The sequence below is a fragment of the Mucilaginibacter gossypii genome, from assembly GCF_900100945.1.
Lineage (GTDB): Bacteria > Bacteroidota > Bacteroidia > Sphingobacteriales > Sphingobacteriaceae > Mucilaginibacter > Mucilaginibacter gossypii.
In genome coordinates, this window is sequence record NZ_FNCG01000010.1 from 85,862 (window position 1) to 103,622 (window position 17,761).

Annotated in this window: 18 protein-coding genes and 1 pseudogene; 8 read left to right on the forward strand and 11 right to left on the reverse strand. The window is 43.8% G+C overall.

Annotation, left to right across the window (positions count from 1 at the left end):
- Positions 1–3 precede the first annotated feature (3 nt).
- The 5 genes from BLS28_RS18115 to BLS28_RS18135 all read right to left on the reverse strand — a co-directional run bounded on the left by BLS28_RS18115 (position 4) and on the right by BLS28_RS18135 (position 4,891).
- On the reverse strand, positions 4–1,743 hold the full coding sequence (locus BLS28_RS18115; RefSeq protein ID WP_091170568.1) for a thiamine pyrophosphate-dependent enzyme: 1,740 nt from the start codon (positions 1,741–1,743) through the stop codon (positions 4–6).
- A 385-nt stretch (positions 1,744–2,128) separates the two neighbouring features.
- Positions 2,129–2,500: a DUF1634 domain-containing protein gene (locus BLS28_RS18120; RefSeq protein ID WP_091170571.1), complete on the reverse strand. Its 372-nt coding sequence runs from the start codon at positions 2,498–2,500 to the stop codon at positions 2,129–2,131.
- Complete coding sequence (locus BLS28_RS18125) at positions 2,501–3,337, reverse strand: sulfite exporter TauE/SafE family protein (RefSeq protein ID WP_091170574.1); 837 nt, start codon at positions 3,335–3,337, stop codon at positions 2,501–2,503.
- 145 nt (positions 3,338–3,482) lie between these two features.
- On the reverse strand, positions 3,483–3,683 hold the full coding sequence (locus tag BLS28_RS18130; protein ID WP_091170577.1) for a hypothetical protein: 201 nt from the start codon (positions 3,681–3,683) through the stop codon (positions 3,483–3,485).
- 245 nt (positions 3,684–3,928) lie between these two features.
- Positions 3,929–4,891, reverse strand: a complete 963-nt coding sequence (locus tag BLS28_RS18135) for an SLAC1 anion channel family protein (RefSeq protein ID WP_091170579.1) — start codon at positions 4,889–4,891, stop codon at positions 3,929–3,931.
- 434 nt (positions 4,892–5,325) lie between these two features.
- Here BLS28_RS18135 and BLS28_RS18140 point away from each other — a divergent pair, with 434 nt between their 5' ends.
- The gene (locus BLS28_RS18140; protein WP_091170583.1) at positions 5,326–6,114 is read left to right on the forward strand and encodes an alpha/beta hydrolase; all 789 of its coding nucleotides are present in this window, start codon (positions 5,326–5,328) and stop codon (positions 6,112–6,114) included.
- Between the two features lie 59 nt (positions 6,115–6,173).
- Here BLS28_RS18140 and BLS28_RS31395 read toward each other — a convergent pair.
- The 6 genes and pseudogenes from BLS28_RS31395 to BLS28_RS18170 all read right to left on the reverse strand — a co-directional run bounded on the left by BLS28_RS31395 (position 6,174) and on the right by BLS28_RS18170 (position 10,261).
- Positions 6,174–7,028: pseudogene (locus BLS28_RS31395) on the reverse strand (SDR family NAD(P)-dependent oxidoreductase).
- Positions 7,029–7,134: 106 nt separating this feature from the next.
- Entirely contained in the window at positions 7,135–7,719 is a 585-nt protein-coding gene (locus BLS28_RS18150) for a Crp/Fnr family transcriptional regulator (RefSeq protein ID WP_091170586.1), read from the reverse strand.
- Positions 7,720–7,996: 277 nt separating this feature from the next.
- The gene (locus tag BLS28_RS18155; protein ID WP_091170590.1) at positions 7,997–8,332 is read right to left on the reverse strand and encodes a putative quinol monooxygenase; all 336 of its coding nucleotides are present in this window, start codon (positions 8,330–8,332) and stop codon (positions 7,997–7,999) included.
- A 40-nt stretch (positions 8,333–8,372) separates the two neighbouring features.
- On the reverse strand, positions 8,373–8,813 hold the full coding sequence (locus BLS28_RS18160; RefSeq protein ID WP_091170594.1) for a nuclear transport factor 2 family protein: 441 nt from the start codon (positions 8,811–8,813) through the stop codon (positions 8,373–8,375).
- A 191-nt stretch (positions 8,814–9,004) separates the two neighbouring features.
- Positions 9,005–9,793 carry an SDR family NAD(P)-dependent oxidoreductase gene (locus BLS28_RS18165; RefSeq protein WP_091170598.1) on the reverse strand — a complete coding sequence of 263 codons (789 nt, stop codon included), beginning with the start codon at positions 9,791–9,793 and terminating at the stop codon, positions 9,005–9,007.
- 54 nt (positions 9,794–9,847) lie between these two features.
- The gene (locus BLS28_RS18170; RefSeq protein WP_091170602.1) at positions 9,848–10,261 is read right to left on the reverse strand and encodes a nuclear transport factor 2 family protein; all 414 of its coding nucleotides are present in this window, start codon (positions 10,259–10,261) and stop codon (positions 9,848–9,850) included.
- A 520-nt stretch (positions 10,262–10,781) separates the two neighbouring features.
- Between BLS28_RS18170 and BLS28_RS18175 the strand changes: the two genes are divergently transcribed.
- The 7 genes from BLS28_RS18175 (at position 10,782) to BLS28_RS18205 (ending at position 17,481) form a co-directional block, all read left to right on the forward strand.
- Positions 10,782–11,321, forward strand: coding sequence for a carboxymuconolactone decarboxylase family protein (locus tag BLS28_RS18175; protein WP_091170607.1), 540 nt, complete (start codon positions 10,782–10,784; stop codon positions 11,319–11,321).
- 80 nt (positions 11,322–11,401) lie between these two features.
- Positions 11,402–12,361: an MBL fold metallo-hydrolase gene (locus BLS28_RS18180; RefSeq protein ID WP_091170610.1), complete on the forward strand. Its 960-nt coding sequence runs from the start codon at positions 11,402–11,404 to the stop codon at positions 12,359–12,361.
- A gap of 210 nt (positions 12,362–12,571) precedes the next feature.
- Positions 12,572–12,916 (forward strand): DUF983 domain-containing protein, encoded by a 345-nt coding sequence (locus BLS28_RS18185; protein ID WP_369596631.1) that lies wholly within the window; start codon positions 12,572–12,574, stop codon positions 12,914–12,916.
- 4 nt (positions 12,917–12,920) lie between these two features.
- The gene (locus BLS28_RS18190; protein ID WP_091170616.1) at positions 12,921–13,490 is read left to right on the forward strand and encodes a DUF417 family protein; all 570 of its coding nucleotides are present in this window, start codon (positions 12,921–12,923) and stop codon (positions 13,488–13,490) included.
- Positions 13,487–13,978, forward strand: a complete 492-nt coding sequence (locus BLS28_RS18195) for a DUF302 domain-containing protein (RefSeq protein ID WP_091170620.1) — start codon at positions 13,487–13,489, stop codon at positions 13,976–13,978. The genes BLS28_RS18190 and BLS28_RS18195 overlap by 4 nt, the downstream gene beginning before the upstream one ends.
- A 523-nt stretch (positions 13,979–14,501) precedes the next feature.
- Positions 14,502–14,786: an AAA-type ATPase lid domain-containing protein gene (locus tag BLS28_RS18200; protein WP_091170624.1), complete on the forward strand. Its 285-nt coding sequence runs from the start codon at positions 14,502–14,504 to the stop codon at positions 14,784–14,786.
- A gap of 244 nt (positions 14,787–15,030) precedes the next feature.
- Positions 15,031–17,481 (forward strand): tetratricopeptide repeat-containing sensor histidine kinase, encoded by a 2,451-nt coding sequence (locus tag BLS28_RS18205; RefSeq protein ID WP_091170628.1) that lies wholly within the window; start codon positions 15,031–15,033, stop codon positions 17,479–17,481.
- Positions 17,482–17,761 lie beyond the last annotated feature (280 nt).

The following is a 17,761-nucleotide window of genomic DNA, read 5'->3' on the forward strand; positions in this document are numbered from 1 at the left end:
GTGTTAATTGTTCAGGTCTTCCAGATGCTTGTAATTGGCCCTCAGCGTGTCGATCACTTCTTCAAATTTTCCCCCAAGCATCATTTTGCCCATATACAGGGACATGCCTTTTACCATTTTGAAGTTTAGTTTTGGCGGCATGGCTAATGCATTGGGATCCGTAAAAACGTTCACCAATACCGGGCCCTGATGTGCCATAGCCTGGGTCATCGAACTTTCCAGCTGTCCCGGATCATGAATAGTAATTCCTTTAATGCCGGTGGCCTCAGCAACCATAGCGAAGTCGGGATTTTCCATGTCGGTTTGATAATCCATAATTCCGGCAACTTCCATCTCAAGTTTCACCATGCCAAGTGACCGGTTGTTGAAGACGATGATTTTTATATTGAGATTGTACTGTTTAATGGTTGCCAGATCGCCAAGTAACATGGAAATACCACCATCACCGCACATGGCGACTATCTGCCGGCCTGGAAATGCCAGCGCAGCGCCGATAGCCTGTGGCATTGCGTTTGCCATCGAACCATGTGTAAACGATCCAATCAATTTTCGCTTTCCGTTGGCGGTAATGTAGCGCGCGCCCCATACGCAGCACATACCTGTATCGACAGTGAACACCGCATCATCCGTTGCGAGTTTGTCCATAATGAAGGCCACTGCTTCCGGATGTATAGCGTCCGTTTTGCCCTTGTCATTTACATAAATCAGTAGGTGGTCTTTTACCTTTTCATGTACTTGCAACTGGGCTTTCAGGAAACTATTATCTGTTTTTCTTTCGAGGAGGGGCATCAAAGCTGTTATGGTAGCCTTCACATCCCCCCAAAGCCCTATGTCTAATTTCGCCCGTCGTCCCAAGCGCTCCGGCTGAAGGTCAACTTGCACCAGCGTCTTATCCTGGGGAATAAACGGAACGTAAGGAAAATCAGTTCCCAGTAGCAGGATCAGATCACTTTCGTGCATGCTGTGGTATGCGGCTGGTAAACCCAGAAGCCCGGACATACCAACCTCATTAGGATTGTTGTGAGCGATACTCATCTTTCCACGGAAGGAATAACCAACCGGCGCTTGTAAGAATGACGATAGCTCAACAACTTCTTTATGGGCTCCGGCGGCACCAATGCCGCAGAAAATACAAATCTTTTGATGGGAATTGATCAGTTCGGCTAACTCCTGAATTTCTTCTGCTGACGGTTGAATAGTCGCCGTCGTAAAGTAATTCCTGTCAGCGGATATGTTATCCACGGCCGGTAATCCCGCCACGTCTCCTGGAAGCCCTAAAACGGCAACTCCTTTTTTTTGTATGGCATGCTGAATAGCTGCCTGTGCCATTCGGGGAAGCTGATGGGCAGTATTAGCGATCTGGTTATAATGACTGCAATCGTCAAATAGCCTGGTCGTGTTGGTTTCCTGAAAATAGCCTGAGCCGAACTCCCCGGTGGCGCAGGTTGATACAATAGCAAGTACCGGCACGCCCGAACGGTGCGCGTCATACAACCCATTTACTAAATGGACATGCCCGGGGCCGCTGCTTCCCGCACAGCAGGCCAGGCCTGTAAGTTCTGCATCCGCAGCGGCCGCGAAAGCACCCGCCTCCTCGTGCCGCACGTGGATCCATTGAATGTTCCCATCTTTCCGGACTGCGTTATTAAACTCGTTTAAGCTATCCCCGGTAACAGAATAGATACGCTTAATGCCCGCTTTAACCAAAAGCTCAACAAGTTGTTGTGATACGTTCTTTGTCATTTGTTGCTTTGTTTAATTGTTAGGTGAATCCTGGCCGGATGTCTTCCGTCCATCATCAACAAGGAGATAGGGAATGTAGTGCCAGTTAATAATTAATTGATATTCAATTATTTAATTCAAATTCGAGAAAATGAAGGTAGCGATATATCGAAGTTTAGGCAGTTGTGATTGAAATGCCGATAATAGGCGGCGATTAAAGGAATCTGCTGTAGATCTCGTTCAGATAATAGCTGGCGAACGCTTAAAAAACGGTTAATGACCAAGTATCGCTGACAAAATAATGAACAGGACTAAAGAAAAGTTCTTGCCGGAGCATCAGGTGGATTGTACCGTGGGATAAGGTCTTGCCATTTGCTATGTATGTTAAACTTGCGGGAATTAGTCTTCAGGAGCTATGCCCGCTAATGATACTGAATAATATGATGAGCAACACCAGGATGGTGATCACGGTGTAGAGGGAATCTTTAGCTAATACAAAGCTCAGTAAGGCGAGCACCACCCTCATCACGGGGGTAGCGATAAGCAACATGATGCCAAAGTTAATGATGGCGGTGCTTTGGAAGGACAAAAGCCCCTGGAAGACCGCTGGAAATGATAGCCTGCTTACACGGAAGGCGCTGAATGCGGCAGGTTCTTCACTGCGGCTGGATAAATATCCTATGCCGCCTGCAACCATAAAAATCAATGACAGGAAGACACCCAACCGAAGGGCGCCGCCAATCAGCTGGTTGATGTTGTTTTTATTGAACTTATCCATTTAATGATGCGCTTTAAGGCCGTTATAGATCATTTGAACCGCAAGCAGGGAAACGACAATTGCAAACAGCAGGCGCAGGATCTGCGGTGAATTAATTTTTGTCAGCAGCTTGGCACCTGTCAGTGCCCCGAAGACTACCCCCGTTGCGACAGGCACTGCGATTACAGGATCAATGTAGCCGTGCTGGAAGTAGATCACTGCGCCGGCGGCAGCAGTTACGCCAATCATAAAGCTGCTGGTGCTTGTGGAAACTTTAAATGGAATATTCATTACGGTGTCCATGGCGAAAACTTTTAATGCTCCCGACCCGATGCCCAGCAAACCGGAAATAACGCCGGCAAAGAACATGGCGATGAAGCCGCCTGTAATATGCCTGACCTTATAAGGAATGACCTGTGAACCATTGTTATAAGTACCGTTCAGCTTCAGGCGCTCACCTAATTTAGATACCTGTTTTGATGGGTTATCGTTTTTCTTGCGTAGTGACATGACTGAGGAAAAAATCAGGATAGCTCCGATCATGACGGGTATTAAATGTGCCGGGACGAGGGCTGCGTATAAAGCACCCACGATCGCCCCAAGCGTTGTTGAAACTTCTAAAAACATAGGAAGGCGAAAGTTAGAAAGGCTGTCTTTAACGTGAGCAGCGCCTGCACCGGAAGAAGTAGCAATGACAGAGATCAGAGATGCCCCAACTGCGTAATGAATGTTGACATGCAGCAGTAAAGTCAATAACGGAATAACAATAAAGCCACCACCCAACCCTGTCATCGAACCTATTAAGCCTGCCAGGTAAGCTCCGGCTAATATGAAAAAAGTAAATGCAATTAGCGTCATCGGTTAAATAGGTGATTGCCGTTTGTAAATAGAGAAGCCTTGCACGGTGTGCAATCCATGTGCGCCTTCTGGCTTGGGGAACAGGCAAGGCCCCGGGAAGCCGCCCTAACAACAGCTTCCGGGTTGTACTTCACCTGTCCTGTAATTAAAAAATTCCTGGTTCATGATCGATCATACGGTGCGAAGATCTCCCGTGGTCCCTGGTTACGAAATCCCCTACTATACGGCCGACTCCCGGAAATTCATGGTCGGGATTGGGCATTTCCTCTTCCAGGTAGGTTTCATGATGATCATGCCCCTCTGGTGCCTCGGCGACTGTTTTCTTTTCCTTCTTTTTTGTTTTCATGATTGAAATCTTTAAGTCTGTTTATGTAAATCACTGTTGTTAATTACTGAAGAGGTATCAATGAAAGTGCCATGTTTTAAATAGTTGTAAGTCAGTTGTTTGTTGTTTTTTATGAGCGTGTACAAGTGCTTTATATCGCTAATCCGGTCTCCATTGTTGATATATTGTTTTTTACCAGCATTTTATCGGTTTTATAGTACGGCCGTGCTTGTTGCCAGGCTTACGGCCGACCCAGATTTTTGGACTTAAAATGTCTTAGTGGCCACCCGGAACATCGTCATGACAGACAAGTAGGAGATAACGATAGTGGCTAACAGAAGCATTCCGGCGGCAAAGAGCTGATGGGCCCAGTCGGGTTTATTTTCCACATAGGTAAGTGCTGTGATAGAAAGTGCCGATAACGGAAAGCTCACCGACCACCATGAGATTTTAAAGGGACATGCTCGGGGAATTAGAAAAATCTTACTGCCCAGCAGCAGGGCCAAAAACAGATTAAAATAGAATAAAGTTCCGGCTGTAATATCCAGCTTCATCGTCAACTGGTGGTAAACCGTGAAAGCAAGTGCTAATGGCGCAGTTAAAATAAAAAGGGATGGTTGCAGGCCCTCCGGTAAAGGTGCCTGGAAAATCAGCCTGGAGATAAGGATCACGAGAAGGACCAGCGCGAATACTGAACCGATCCCGAAGGCCATCATTGTTATTTCATGGATGCCGGGCAAAGGCAATTGATTACCGATTATAGGTATGTCCAAAGTACCTACGATGGGAAGGACCCATGCAGGCATGGCTGAGTCAGGTTCCTGCCGCTCATCCAGCCATCTTCTCAGCATATACCATGCAAAAAAAAGCATTAATATGGCTCCGGTACACCAGATGACGATGGCCACCCTAGGAAAAAAATCGATGACGACCCCGGGTAGGAGCAGCAAGCAGATGATATAGGTTGCGAAAAAGCAAATCGTTTTCGGCGACCGGAACTCCTCTATAATTAATTTTCGGAACTTGTACCATTTGACCAGATAACAGGCTGATAAGGCTATAAAGGCCGCAATCGCGAACAATCTGAAAATCAAGTACGGCAATTCCCAAATGTTCCAGATCACTGCAGCCCGCCGCCAGGCAAAAGATAAACCGCATAAGCCCATTACGCTGCCGAATATGCTCACCGGCATAAATTCAATAAAGCTTTCTCTTGTGGAGGTTATCATATGGCTAATAAATTAGTTGATACAGTTATGCGGGACCGGGTATGCTAATCCTTTATGATGACACCGAATAAAAGGCGTGCCAATTATTAATTAATTGTTAATCAGTTATTTGTTGTTTGTTGCGCATTCGCCGTATCGCGGTATTACGCTAATTGGTTTTCGTCATTGATATGCCGCTAATTATGAGGTGCTACGGATCCCCACACTCTTTTGACTTATGTAACAATGGATGGATCAATAATAACCTTCTCGACAAGGTCAATTCCGGGTGCCGCTTTGTCTCTATTTAATCAATGGCCCGGACAAAAGTGATATATCGTTATCAATTGAAATAATTGTTCTATTTAAGTTGTTGATAGTTAGTTTATTGTGAGGTGGTATGGGATTGGTTAGATGCTTCGTAAACTAAATCGTTAAATTTTAAACCAATCAAAATGAAAAGTAAAAGATTGACCAAATGGTGTAGGCTGCTGGTATTACTGATGGCAATTGCCTCAGGTTTTACCCTGATCGGTAAAACATACGCGCAGGCCCTAAAAGTTAAAAATGTCGTGATTGTACACGGAGCCTTCGCCGACGCTTCGGGCTGGCAGGGGGTATACAGGGAACTGACCCAAAAAGGATATAATGTGACGCTTGTTCAGAACCCTTGCACCTCGCTTAAAGAAGACGTAGACGCGACAAATTTCGCTATCGACAAAATGGACGGCCCTGTGATACTTGTAGGTCATTCGTGGGGAGGGACCGTTATTACACAGGCCGGTGTTCATCCGAAAGTGGCAGCGCTTGTTTATGTTAATGCCTTTCAGCCAGAGATTGGCGAAAATACAGTAAAGCTGGCTTCAAGTGCACCGCCAAAACCGGAAAACGGTTTATTGCCACCGGATGAAAAAGGAAATGTATATTATTCAAAAGAAAAGTTCCATGCCGGTTTTTGCGCTGATGTTAGTGATGAGACCGCTGAATTTATGTTCGCTTCATCCGGTTTTATTCCCGCCGAAGCATTTGGAACTCCTGTAACGGAGGCCGCCTGGAAAAACAAACCCACCTACGGCATCTCATCTGAAGACGACAAAAGCATCAACCCGGTCATTACGATGAATGGCTATGAAAGGTCAAACAGTATCGTCACCCGCCTGAAAGGAAGCCACGTTGTTTTTATGACGCACCCACAGGAAGTTGCGGCAGTAATCATGACTGCGGCCCAACAGATCAGCAAATAGCCCCAAGAAAAGAAAAATCCCTGGATTGATGTTGTCCAGGGATTTTTCTTTTCTTGGGGCTAAAAATCGATACCGTATTTGGCTGCCCATTTGCGCTTGATCTTTCTTTTCGCCGTAATAAATTCTTGGTCCGTTCCTTGTGCTATGGCGTCAATAGGATATCGCAGCGGCCGGGAGCCTTTTTCCATATCGATCAGGGCTTTGATACCATCAGCAATTGCTTGCGGGTTCATGTTAGATTCCTGCATTTTGCTGAACATTGCCATGCCCAGTGCGGCGATGCGCGGTTCAAAATCAGGATATGCCGTAGCTATTTCGGTACGGTCGGCATTATGCCTGCCTTTATCGCCCATACTTGTGGGATAAACTCCGCAAGGAATGGACACGTTTTCAATTCCAAAGTCACGCAGCTCTGAATCAATACCCTCAATAAATGTTTCCAGGGCGAATTTGGAAGCCATATAAGGAACCACATAGGGAACTGAAAAACCACTCGCCACGGTCGACAGGTTGATGACCAGTCCTTGCTTTGATTTTCTCATCACCGGCAGAACGGCCTGGTATGTTCGGATAGCTCCATGAAAATTTATTTCAAAGATTCATTTATACGCACCGATTGAATAGCCCTCAGCCACACCAAAGCCCGTTACAGCTCCGTTATTGATCAATACATCAACATTGCCATATTTGTTGATGATGTAATTAAATGCATTGATGACCGATTGATCATCGGCCACATCCATATCGATAACTTCAATATTATCAGTTGCAGCAAGTTCATCTGCAGCATTCTTGTTCTTTTCTATCGTGTTCCGCATAGTAGCCATCACGGAATGACCACCGGCCGCTAGTGTCAGCGCCGTAAGTTTTCCAAAGCCTGTACTTGTTCCTGTTATTACTATTACTTTTGACATGGCATACTTTTTTACAATGATCGCGCTTCTGTGATAAACAACACTTGATTTTTAATAAGAACGGAATTGATGAAAATCAATACCGGGGGGATATCGGGTAAGCTGTTTAGATTTTTTTTGTGTTAAGCTGTTTTCGGATCCGGCTTAATGTTTCCGGCGTCATGCCAAGATAAGAAGCCTGCATGTGCAATGGGACCCGGTTTGCCAAAAGAGGAGAGCTTTTTAAAAAAAATAAATATTTTTCTTCTGCTGTCGACATGATAGCAGCCAGTATGCGTGCATGGGCCGCATTCAAGCTCTTTTGCAGAATCGAATTTACAAGGTCCCTGAAATGTGGTATTTTTTCGAAGATCCGTTGAAAATTGTCTTCGTGAATTAGTAATACGACAGAATCGTCCAGGGCTTCGATATTGTATTTTGAAGACGTGTCGTTCATCAGGCTTTCGCGATCACCGGTCCACCAGTTTTCAACAGCGAAATATACCGTGTGTTCCTGTCCTTTTTCATCAATACTGAATTTCCTGAGCAGTCCTTCGCAAACGAAGGCATTTAATTTCCATTTGTCTCCCGAATTAAGGAGAAACTGATGCTTCTTCAGGCGCCTGATGACACTGACCGATTCAATAAATGCCAGGTCGGCTTGGGAAACGTTAATTTTGTCTGCCAGGTATTTGCGGAAAACTTCAAACATGATGCCAAAATCCCAAAGTGAGAAAATACAGCAAATTGCCCCTGCGTTGTGCCTGTTGATGGTGTTGTAATGCGCTGAAATTCAGGATATTAAAACAGTGTCAATACTAAAGAGTTACAAGCGTCCTTCAGCATTGAATATCGGCGCTGGAACGGTCTGCTGGCTAAATCAGCGCAGCGGTAACGCCGCCATCGATAACCGGTGCTCAAGGATTTCAGAAATTCCCGGTCCCACCTCAACAACAGAGGGGGGATAATTATCCCCCCTCTGTTGTTGGTCAGTTAGTAGTTTCAGGAATGATATCTGTTTCGCCGGAAACAGTGTAAAGTGTGCCATGTCTTTCAAGGATGCGCACATGTTCTATCACAGCTTTTAAAGCCGCCTGGAACATTTCGCTTTTCAGATGATCGTCAAGGGCTTTTTGATTTACCCAACCTTCGGCCAGTACACAGGTATTAGGATCTACCATATCCCATGAAAAGTGGTAATACACGTTGCCTTCTGTTTTCCTGGTAGCAGATATGTGCGACAAAACCGCGTTGGTGAAAATTTGCTTATCTTCCGGATGAATGGTGTAAGTGGTGTGTACAACCAATACTGCTTTCTTACTCATGATGATCTAATTTATTTGATATGTAGGATGGATTAATAATTTATTTCTGGCTTTCCGAAAAAGCCGCATTGAGTTTAACCGGGTCATAGTATTCATACATTTCTATGATCTTCCCGGCTTGTTCCGTGAACATGGTAATGTAGTTTTGTTCATATTCCCTGCCCGTTGCTGCTACCGTGACACAAGCTTCATAGGTTGCAAAGGCCTTGTGCGGGTCCAGAGTCGGATAAACGACCGGGTTGTTAAAGCGGATACCAGGTACCATTTGCAGGAAGGATGCTGTTGCTTTTTTTATTACATCCTTTCCGGCAACCACTACAGGCAGGCCCGCCGACTCTGCATACGGAAATACCAATACAGCATCATCGTGTAAAAGATTTAACCATTCTGCTGGGTCCCGGGTAGCTGTGTCCAGAAATTTTAAAACAAGGGAGCTGATGTCTGCTGTGCGGGTACCGTTATCTTCTATCTCCGTTTCCATATGATTTTTATTTTACTCGTCACCATCCAGATTTATTATTGAAAACTACCTTTCGAAAAATCCGTGGTTTGATCCGGTTGCAAATGTAAATCGTCTCTTACCCTCCGGCGGTTGACATTTGATAGGAAATGATTTGACAAATGTCAAGCGACGGCGTGCCGAAACATAACTCATGACAACCGCCGCGTTTACTATACCTGCGCCTGTCCGCCATCAACAAATATTTCGCTTCCCGTCATGTAAGTACTCTCATCCGATGCCAGAAAGACCGCGACAGCTGCTATTTCATCAGGGTGTCCTACACGGCCAAGCGGCGACTCATCGCTGAAAGCCTGCATGGCCTGGTCCTGTATACTGCTGTCGAACAAGCCTAAAAGACCGGGAGTGGCCGTGGCGCCAGGAGAAAGCACATTGACTCTGATACCTTTGCCACGCAGGTCCAGTGCCCAGCTACGTGCAAAATTTCTGATGGCCGCTTTGGTTGCACTGTAAACGCTGAAGGCTGCGGTGCCTCTGGAACCGGTAGAGGATCCGGTCAGGATAATGGATGCTCCCGAAGATAAAAATGGCAGCGCCTTTTGTATCGTAAATAACGTCCCCCTTACATTCACATTGAACGCCAGGTCGAAGCCGGCCTCGGTGATACTGCCTAGTGGCTCAAGAGTACCCAGCCCGGCATTGGCAAATACGATATCCAACCGGTTGTGACCGGCGCGGATAACTTCGTAGATTTTATCGAGGTCGGCAAGGTTACTGATATCACCCTGGATCGCCGTGGCGTTTTGTCCGATTGAACTAATGGCTTTATCAAGTTCTTCCCGGCGTCGGCCCGTGATGTATACATAAGCTCCCTCGGCAACAAATCGTTTAGCACTTGCCAATCCGATACCGCTGTTGCCGCCGGTAATCAATGCGACTTTCCCTTCAAGCCTTCCTTCAGCTATTGGTGTATCCGACCATTCGTTAAGTTCATTTTCCATATTAAATTTTTTAAGTGTGATTTATTGAAATAATGTTATTGTAGCCGGATATGATCAAAGCAACCGCCTTTCTGCTTCAAGGATCGCTACGTCATTGATGCTTGCATAACGCTTCCGCATGAGCCCGTTTTCGTCAAACTCCCAATTCTCATTACCGTAAGCGCGGAACCATTCACCTTTTTGGTTATGGTATTCATATTCAAAGCGCACGGCTATACGATTATCCGTATATGCCCACAGCTCTTTTTTTAACCGGTAATCCAACTCTTTTTCCCACTTCCCCTGTAGGAAATGAATGACCGCTTCCCGGCCGTTTATAAGTTGATCCCGGTTTCGCCATTCTGTATCTACAGTATAAGCCATAGCAATTTTCTCAGGGTTCCGCGTATTCCACGCATCTTCTCCGGCTTGTACTTTGATGAGCGCAGTTTCCAGGGTAAATGGTGGGAGGGGGAGTTTTTGTGTCATAACCTCGGTAGTTAATTTATTAGCGTTTGATATAAGACTTCAGCAAGGGCAGATCAATTGTTCATGATGCTGAAGATAAAATCAAGTGCCATAATTTAAAATATTGAAAATCAGATATTTAATTTGTTTTGTTTTTAAGCTTCCATGCGATATATCAGGTAAATACAAGCGGTTCTTGAAATAGCGCTAATAGAAATCTTGTTTATGGCAATGATCACGAGTATCTATGGAAAGTTGTTCGCGCTTTTTAGTGCCGGTTCGTTCTGAATTACTGTAAAGCGCCCGAATAATCTGTCTCTGCACTCGGCTTTGAGATTGCCTAGTATCACAAGACTATCGGGATTTCATTTTTCTAGTTCCAATTAGCGAAATAACGTGAGGTTAGGGTTGGAGATTTACTTGTAATATTTTGATATACAGTATTTTATATTATTGGCATCAATATTATTTCACGCTTCTTGTCTATTTCCGATGCCTATCGTCATCCGGAAGGGGACATATCTTAAAACACAAAATAATTATGGAAACAATCAAAGTTCCTACCCGGGAAGAAGTAAGCCCGGAGTCACGGGCAATGTTCGATCATATCACTCAGAAAATTGGCAAACTGCCAAATTTGTACGCAGTAATTGGCTATTCTCCTGCCACTTTAAAAGGTTTTCTGCAATTTGATTCAGCGTTAAGCAGCGGTGTATTCAGTTCAAGGGAACGTGAGGCAATTTACCTCGTTGTATCAGAAGTGAATGAATGTCGATACTGTCTGGCAGCACACACCGTCACCGCAAAAAACAATGGTTTTAACCATGACGAAACAATCAATATCCGTAAAGGTATCAGTTATGAAACCAGGCTGACCACTGTCATCCGCTTGGCCAAATACATCGCTGAGAACCAGGGCCAGGTAGACCCTGTACTGCTTTGTGACTTTTTCGAAGCCGGTTACAACGAAGACGCACTGATCGAACTGATTGGTTTGGTTGCGCTGCGGACTTTCACCAATTACGTTTATGCGGTAACTGGAGTACCGCTCGATTTCCCCGAAGCCATCAGCTTAAAATAATAAATAAGAATGGCTTGCCGGTTCAGGACAAGTCGCATATATCCATAAACCAAATTGCTAACAAAACTAAATAGATTATCATGAATGCAAATGACACACACATCAACCGTCGCAGCTTTTTAGCGAGTGCCGGCCTTTTAACCGCAGGCGCTATCCTGTCGCCAAGGTTATTATTCGGGCAAAAAGTAATCGATGGTCCCGTGCAGCAGATCAACAGGGCTGCTGCCACTGCCAAAATCAATGTAACCAAACTGAGAGGCAATATTTTTATGGTGGAAGGTTCTGGCGGTAACATTGCCGTTTTGAACGGCCCCCAGGGAAAACTGCTGGTTGACGCCGGTATTGACGTATCAAAGGCCCACGTGGCAGCGGCGCTGAAAACCATCAGCAATAAGCCGATCAAAGTTCTGATCAACAGTCACTGGCATTTTGATCATACCAGCGGAAATGACTGGTTGCATGATGCCGGTGCAACAATTATCTCGCAGGATATTACCCGTGATCACCTGACCAAACGCATTTTCCAGCCCGAATGGAATTACACCTTTGAGCCCCTGCCCAAAGGTGGTATCCCAACTATTACCTACAAAAATGAATATAAGAAGCATTTTAACGGAGAAAATATCCTTGTAAAAACCTATCAACCGGCTCATACCGACGCAGATTCCTCAATTTATTTCCCCAATGCCGACATCCTTCACGTAGCGGACACCTTCTGGAATGGCTATTATCCTTTTATAGATTATGCCACCGGCGGCAGCATTGACGGCATGATTACTGCCGCGGCCCGGAATGTTGCAAACACCAACAAACATACTATCGTTATTCCCGGCCACGGGCCGATAGGTAATCACGCGCAGCTTGTTCAGTTTCATGATATGCTGGCCACGATACGTGAAAGGGTAGCGAGCCTAAAGAAACAGGGTAGAGATTTAAAAGGAGTGATCGCAGCGAAGCCTACTGCTTCATTTGATCCCGTGTTTGGCAATTTCGTTATCAAAGGTGATTTTTTCGCCAAGCTGGTATTTACTGGCGTTTAACCGGGGGAGCTGTTGGGAGAACAGCAGGACTTTGTGCTGTTCAACCCGACAGATGAATATGTTTCTGAATCAATCCCAGAGTAGTAATTATAGTTTATGAACAACGCTAACAAATGGCCGCTATGGCCAGCCGTGATACATGCAAAATGCCCCCGCTGTCGCCGGGGAAAAATGTTTGCGAATGCGATGTACGGATTCCACGGACAACAGATGCTGAAGCAATGTGATCATTGCAAGCTTACCTATGAAATCGAACCTGGTTATTTTTATGTGGCGATGTTCGTCAGCTACGCCATGAATGTTGCGGTATTGGTTACGCTTTCCGTCGCCTTGTCGGTTCTTACTGGAAGTACTAACCCGTGGCTGTATGTAATAGTATTGCTAACCGCTTCATTAATCTTGTCCCCATTTAATTTCAGGTATTCCAGGGTAATCCTGCTTTACTGGCTCACCCCTGGTCTCAGTTATCAGCCGGAGTACAGCGCTGATAAGCCCGAATCAGTTTTGCCGGCATCTGACCCCGGCGACAGCATAGTGCCGTTAAATTTAAATTAGTAATATGCAAAGTTCACTCCTTTCTTTTATCGCAGGCATGGAGCAGGCTGGACGAAATGTTATCCGCGCTGGTATCGTCATTGTATTTCTGTGGATTGGCTGCCTTAAATTTTTCACCTATGAAGCTGAGGGTATCGTTCCGTTTGTAGCGAACAGCCCGATCATGTCTTTTTTTTATAATGATCCTGCAGCCTACAAAAAACATGTCAATAAGGAAGGTGAACTGTTGCAGAAAAATCATGTCTGGCACACTGGTAACGGTACTTATCAATTTTCGAGGGTGCTGGGCGTATACCTGGTTGGTGTAGCCGTGTTTGTGGCGCTATACCGCGTATGGCCAACACCAAGTATGATTGCCAGCATCCTGATTTTCCTGATGACCGCGGTAACGCTTTCCTTTCTGGTCACCACCCCCGAAGCCTGGGTGCCAAATCTTGGTGATGCTGATTGGGGATTTCCATTTTTATCGGGCCGTGGCAGGCTGGTACTCAAAGATACCGTCATCATGGGCGGCCCGATTATAACCATGAGTGAGTCTGCGGCTATTTACCTGGATCGTCATCAAAAAAAATGATACAGGCACAATTCAATAAGAAACCTGGCCGCAGGCAATTTTTGCAAATGGTTTCACTCGCCGGAATTGCTATATTTTCACCTTCAAATATTTGCGTTATGTTCGAACCTAAAGGTGTATTTATTGAAAAAAGTCGTTTTACTGCTGAGGCAACTGTGGTGCGTCTCTGCTCCGTACTGAAAAGTCGCGGTGCAAAGGTCTATGCAGTAATTGACCAGCAGAAAGAATTAAGTACTGTTGACATTGCTATCCCACCGATGCATCTAATATTATTCGGGAATCCTAAAGTGGGCGGCAAGGTACTTTCAGAAGTTGCCGTTTCCGGTATTGACCTACCGTTAAAAATCCTGGTGTGGGAAGATACGGCACATAACATATCAATTGCCTATAATACTGCAGCATATCTGCAGGAACGATTTAACCTGAAACCGGAAGTCGCTAAACTGTTTGACCTAAGCAGTGTTATTCAATCTGCGTTAAATGATTAGGATAGCAATTTATCCAACATTAAGGTTGCGCTAAAGTAATTTCATTATTATAATTATATGGCCAATTATCAATGATTGGATTCCCGGTGTTAACCGAAATTTTAATTGTTGCTATAGATTATTAAAAATGGCTTGTAATTTTAATGATTAGAACTTTAAAAGGTGCGGATCTAAAAGAAGAATGGAACAATTTTGTCTTCTCAGAAGATGAGAATTCTTTTTGACGCCCTTTATACATACTATTTTAAATACTTATACTACATTGGCCTTAAGAAAGAATTCCGTACCGATAGGACCAAGGACGAAATCAATGACCTTTTCCTTTAATTTGGGGAATACCGGGAAACCTTAGCCGGCGTACTCCACTCTCATAATTGTATCATCAGATGTTTTCTTTGTCGACTGTACCGTAAAGACAAGCTTAAGTTTGATGATAGCGTATTGCTTGCAAAGTGCCTTGACCTTTTTGTTCAGCCATCAGCTGAAAGCCTTCTGCGAGTGCGGCAATCGATGGGGACCTTAAATGAACCTGCACGATAAATATGGTGTTGATGGCAGAAAGGGAGATGTCCGCGTCATTGCGGCCAACAACAAGAATCTCGAAGAAGAAATCAGTGTCAGCCGTTTCCTACTGAACTTATACTACAGGCTGAACATTTTTCTGATTTTGTTACCGAAACTACGTGAAAGGCAAGGCGACATATTGTTGCTGATCGATTGTTTTCTGAAAAAATACGCAGGTAAACAAGAAAAATCAATTACCGGCTTTTCCGACAAGGTTATCGCGCAAATCCGGAATTATATTTAAATCAAAATCGCCCCAATGTTGGCACATTTGCTATTTTCAAAAAAAGCGTTTAATTTTATTAGGTGGACCTTTCAGTCCCCGAAGAGTTAAAATGTTCTTTGTGTCTGTTTTCGCTTTTTTTTGCAATTGTCAGCCATGTCTAAGAAAAATTAATTTGATGCACCTGTATTCGAAGGAGTCAATGTAAGGCTATTGATGGCATTTTGCTGTGTTTTTTCCGAACCGTCGATAATATTGAAGTGCCATGGCCAATAAATTTATGTTGTTGAACTTGCTGGTATACTTTATTATCTATCCAGTAACGATTTATGCCCAGACTTCCCGACTAAGCTCCGAAAAACAACAACTTTGGTTACAGTTAAGTTTAAATTTTTATACGGTTGTAAAGGAGGGACAGGTAGACCAGGATAGCAGTCTTGTTCTGGTAAGCCGAAAAGGCAGATTAAGCAGGTGGACGGTGATTACAGATGGCTTTAGCGATGATATCGCTAAAGAGGATAATAAATGGATAGATACCCGGCAAACCCGGCAAGTCGTAAAAATATTGGGCACTTTGCATGGGATAGACCATGTTAAGTTGCTGGTACTATTAGGCTCTTATTATGCTTTCCAACCAGGTTACAGCCAAAATGACCGGGACAGTGCTCAATATTTTCTATCAAAAGCCAAACAGGAGAGCGAGGCGCTTCATTCAGCATTCTGGTCAAACCAAAGTCTTTGTTTATTGGGCAAAAACTATTTCAAAGGTAACCAGGTAGAAAAAGGGACAAAGTGCTTTACGGACCTGATTAATATTTGCCAGAGAGCGAATGACAAGGTAACGGAGGCAAAAGCCTGGGATTACCAGGGCACCTATTGCCCACCGTTACCTGCTACTATTATGTTGAAAATAAATAGCTTAGCGAAAGCCAATATTTTGTATCAGCAGTTGAATAAGCCTGCGAAGCAAGTTAATACATTAACGAATTTGGCGTACCTGGCCTTTGTTTTAAAGGATATCAAAGGAGCCGAAGTAAATGCGTTGAAAGCGCTTCAACTGGAAAATGCCATGGCTTTTCCCTACACTCATTACAATTACGATCTGCTTTCGTTAATCTGCAAGGTTAATGGTAACGATGATAGAGGCACTAACTATGGGCTAAAGGCTGTTAGAGCATCGCAGGAAACTAAAGATAGTATTGGATTGGGATATTTTTACGCAAGAGTTGCCGATTTGCATTATGGGAATAAAACAATATCCGCATTTGCATCCTATTGGTTCAAAAAAGCGGTGGAGGAATTAAGTAAGAATGGCGATCCTGCCATATATCGAGCCCTTTTTAATTATACCTCTTATCTAAATGAGAGCGGCAAGTCAAGAGAAGCGATACTTCTGTTATCAAATACACTTAAAACTATTCCTCCTGCAAGTCTTGTCGATAAACAAATGGCGTATTTATCGATAGCCGCAAACTATAAAGATATAAACAACTATAGGCAGGCTGAAAAATATTTTTTAATGGCTGATCATCTTTCGGATCAAGACAAATTAATTACAAAAGATTTCCGTTCGGCTCAAATTAAACTAAAAATAGGAACATTTTATTTTGAAATAAAACAGTACGATAAGGCAAAAAGTTACCTTCAGAATTCTTTAGCAATCCCCGTTATTAAAATGAACGAACCAATAACTTTTTCTGCAGCCAATTGGATGCTCTTTAAGATTGATTCGCTCCAGGGAAATTACGAATCTGCGGCAAAACATCTCCTACAATATGTAACGTACTATAAGAAACTAGTTGAATTAAATGATGCCAAAAATATAGCAGGTATGAAGATTCAGTTGGAGATGACCCAAAAGGAAAAAGATCTCCAGATTCTTCGAGCTAAAAACGCGCTTCAAAACCAACAAGCCGATAACGTTAGGAAACTAATATATATCGGTGTGGCTCTGACTTTTTTAATCATAGGAATGATTTATTATCGATATTATATTAATAGGAAAAACAATGAAAAGCTACAAGCTCAAAAGGATGAAATAGATCATAAGAACCATCTGTTAGAGAGCTTGCTACACGACAAAGATGTTCTCCTGCTGTCAAAAGAATGGTTGCTGAAAGAGGTGCACCACAGGGTTAAGAACAATCTGCACACCGTAATATGCCTTTTAGAGTCGCAAGCAGCTTATTTGGAGAATGATGCGTTGAAAGCCATTGAAAACAGCCAGAATCGCATTTATGCCATGTCGTTGATTCATCAAAAACTTTACCAGTCGGAAGATATAAAAACGATCGATATGTCTGTTTACATCCCCGAATTTGTAAGTTATCTTAATGATAGTTTTGGAACCACCAGTCAGATCCGTTTTGAACTCGATATTCAACCGCTGAGGTTGGCTGTATCCTATGCAGTACCTTTGTCACTGATCATTAACGAGGCCGTAACCAACTCCATAAAATATGCTTTCCCTGGTAAAAAATGGGGGGCTATAAGTATTACTATGTATCAAATTAATGAACAGGTTGAATTAATAATTGCGGACAACGGTATCGGAATAAACGCGCATAAATCTGGAAGCCATTCAGGGGCTTTAGGCTTGAAGCTGTTGCGTGGTCTTTCCGAAGATATAAAGGCGGAAATCAGTATTGAGAACGTTAATGGAACAACAATTACGCTTAAATTTAAAATAGACGAGATGATATACGCAATGGCTTGAAATTAAAGGAACAATCTGCCTCTTTTTAATTTCGCTCAATAGCGTTCTCAAACTGCGTAACACATTGAGCCGCTACTCACTTCAAATCACTCAAAAACTGATTCGATAAATGCCCAGGTGGGCGCACTTTAATAAAAAGCCATTTATTTGTATAGGAAACGGCTTTTTCTTTCCATGAGCCTATTTTAAGCTATCTGTGCCTCATACATTTGGTGACTCAAACGTCAGGGTTTACAAACTTTCTTTCTTCACGTAGCGGATACCTTCTGGAATGGCTATT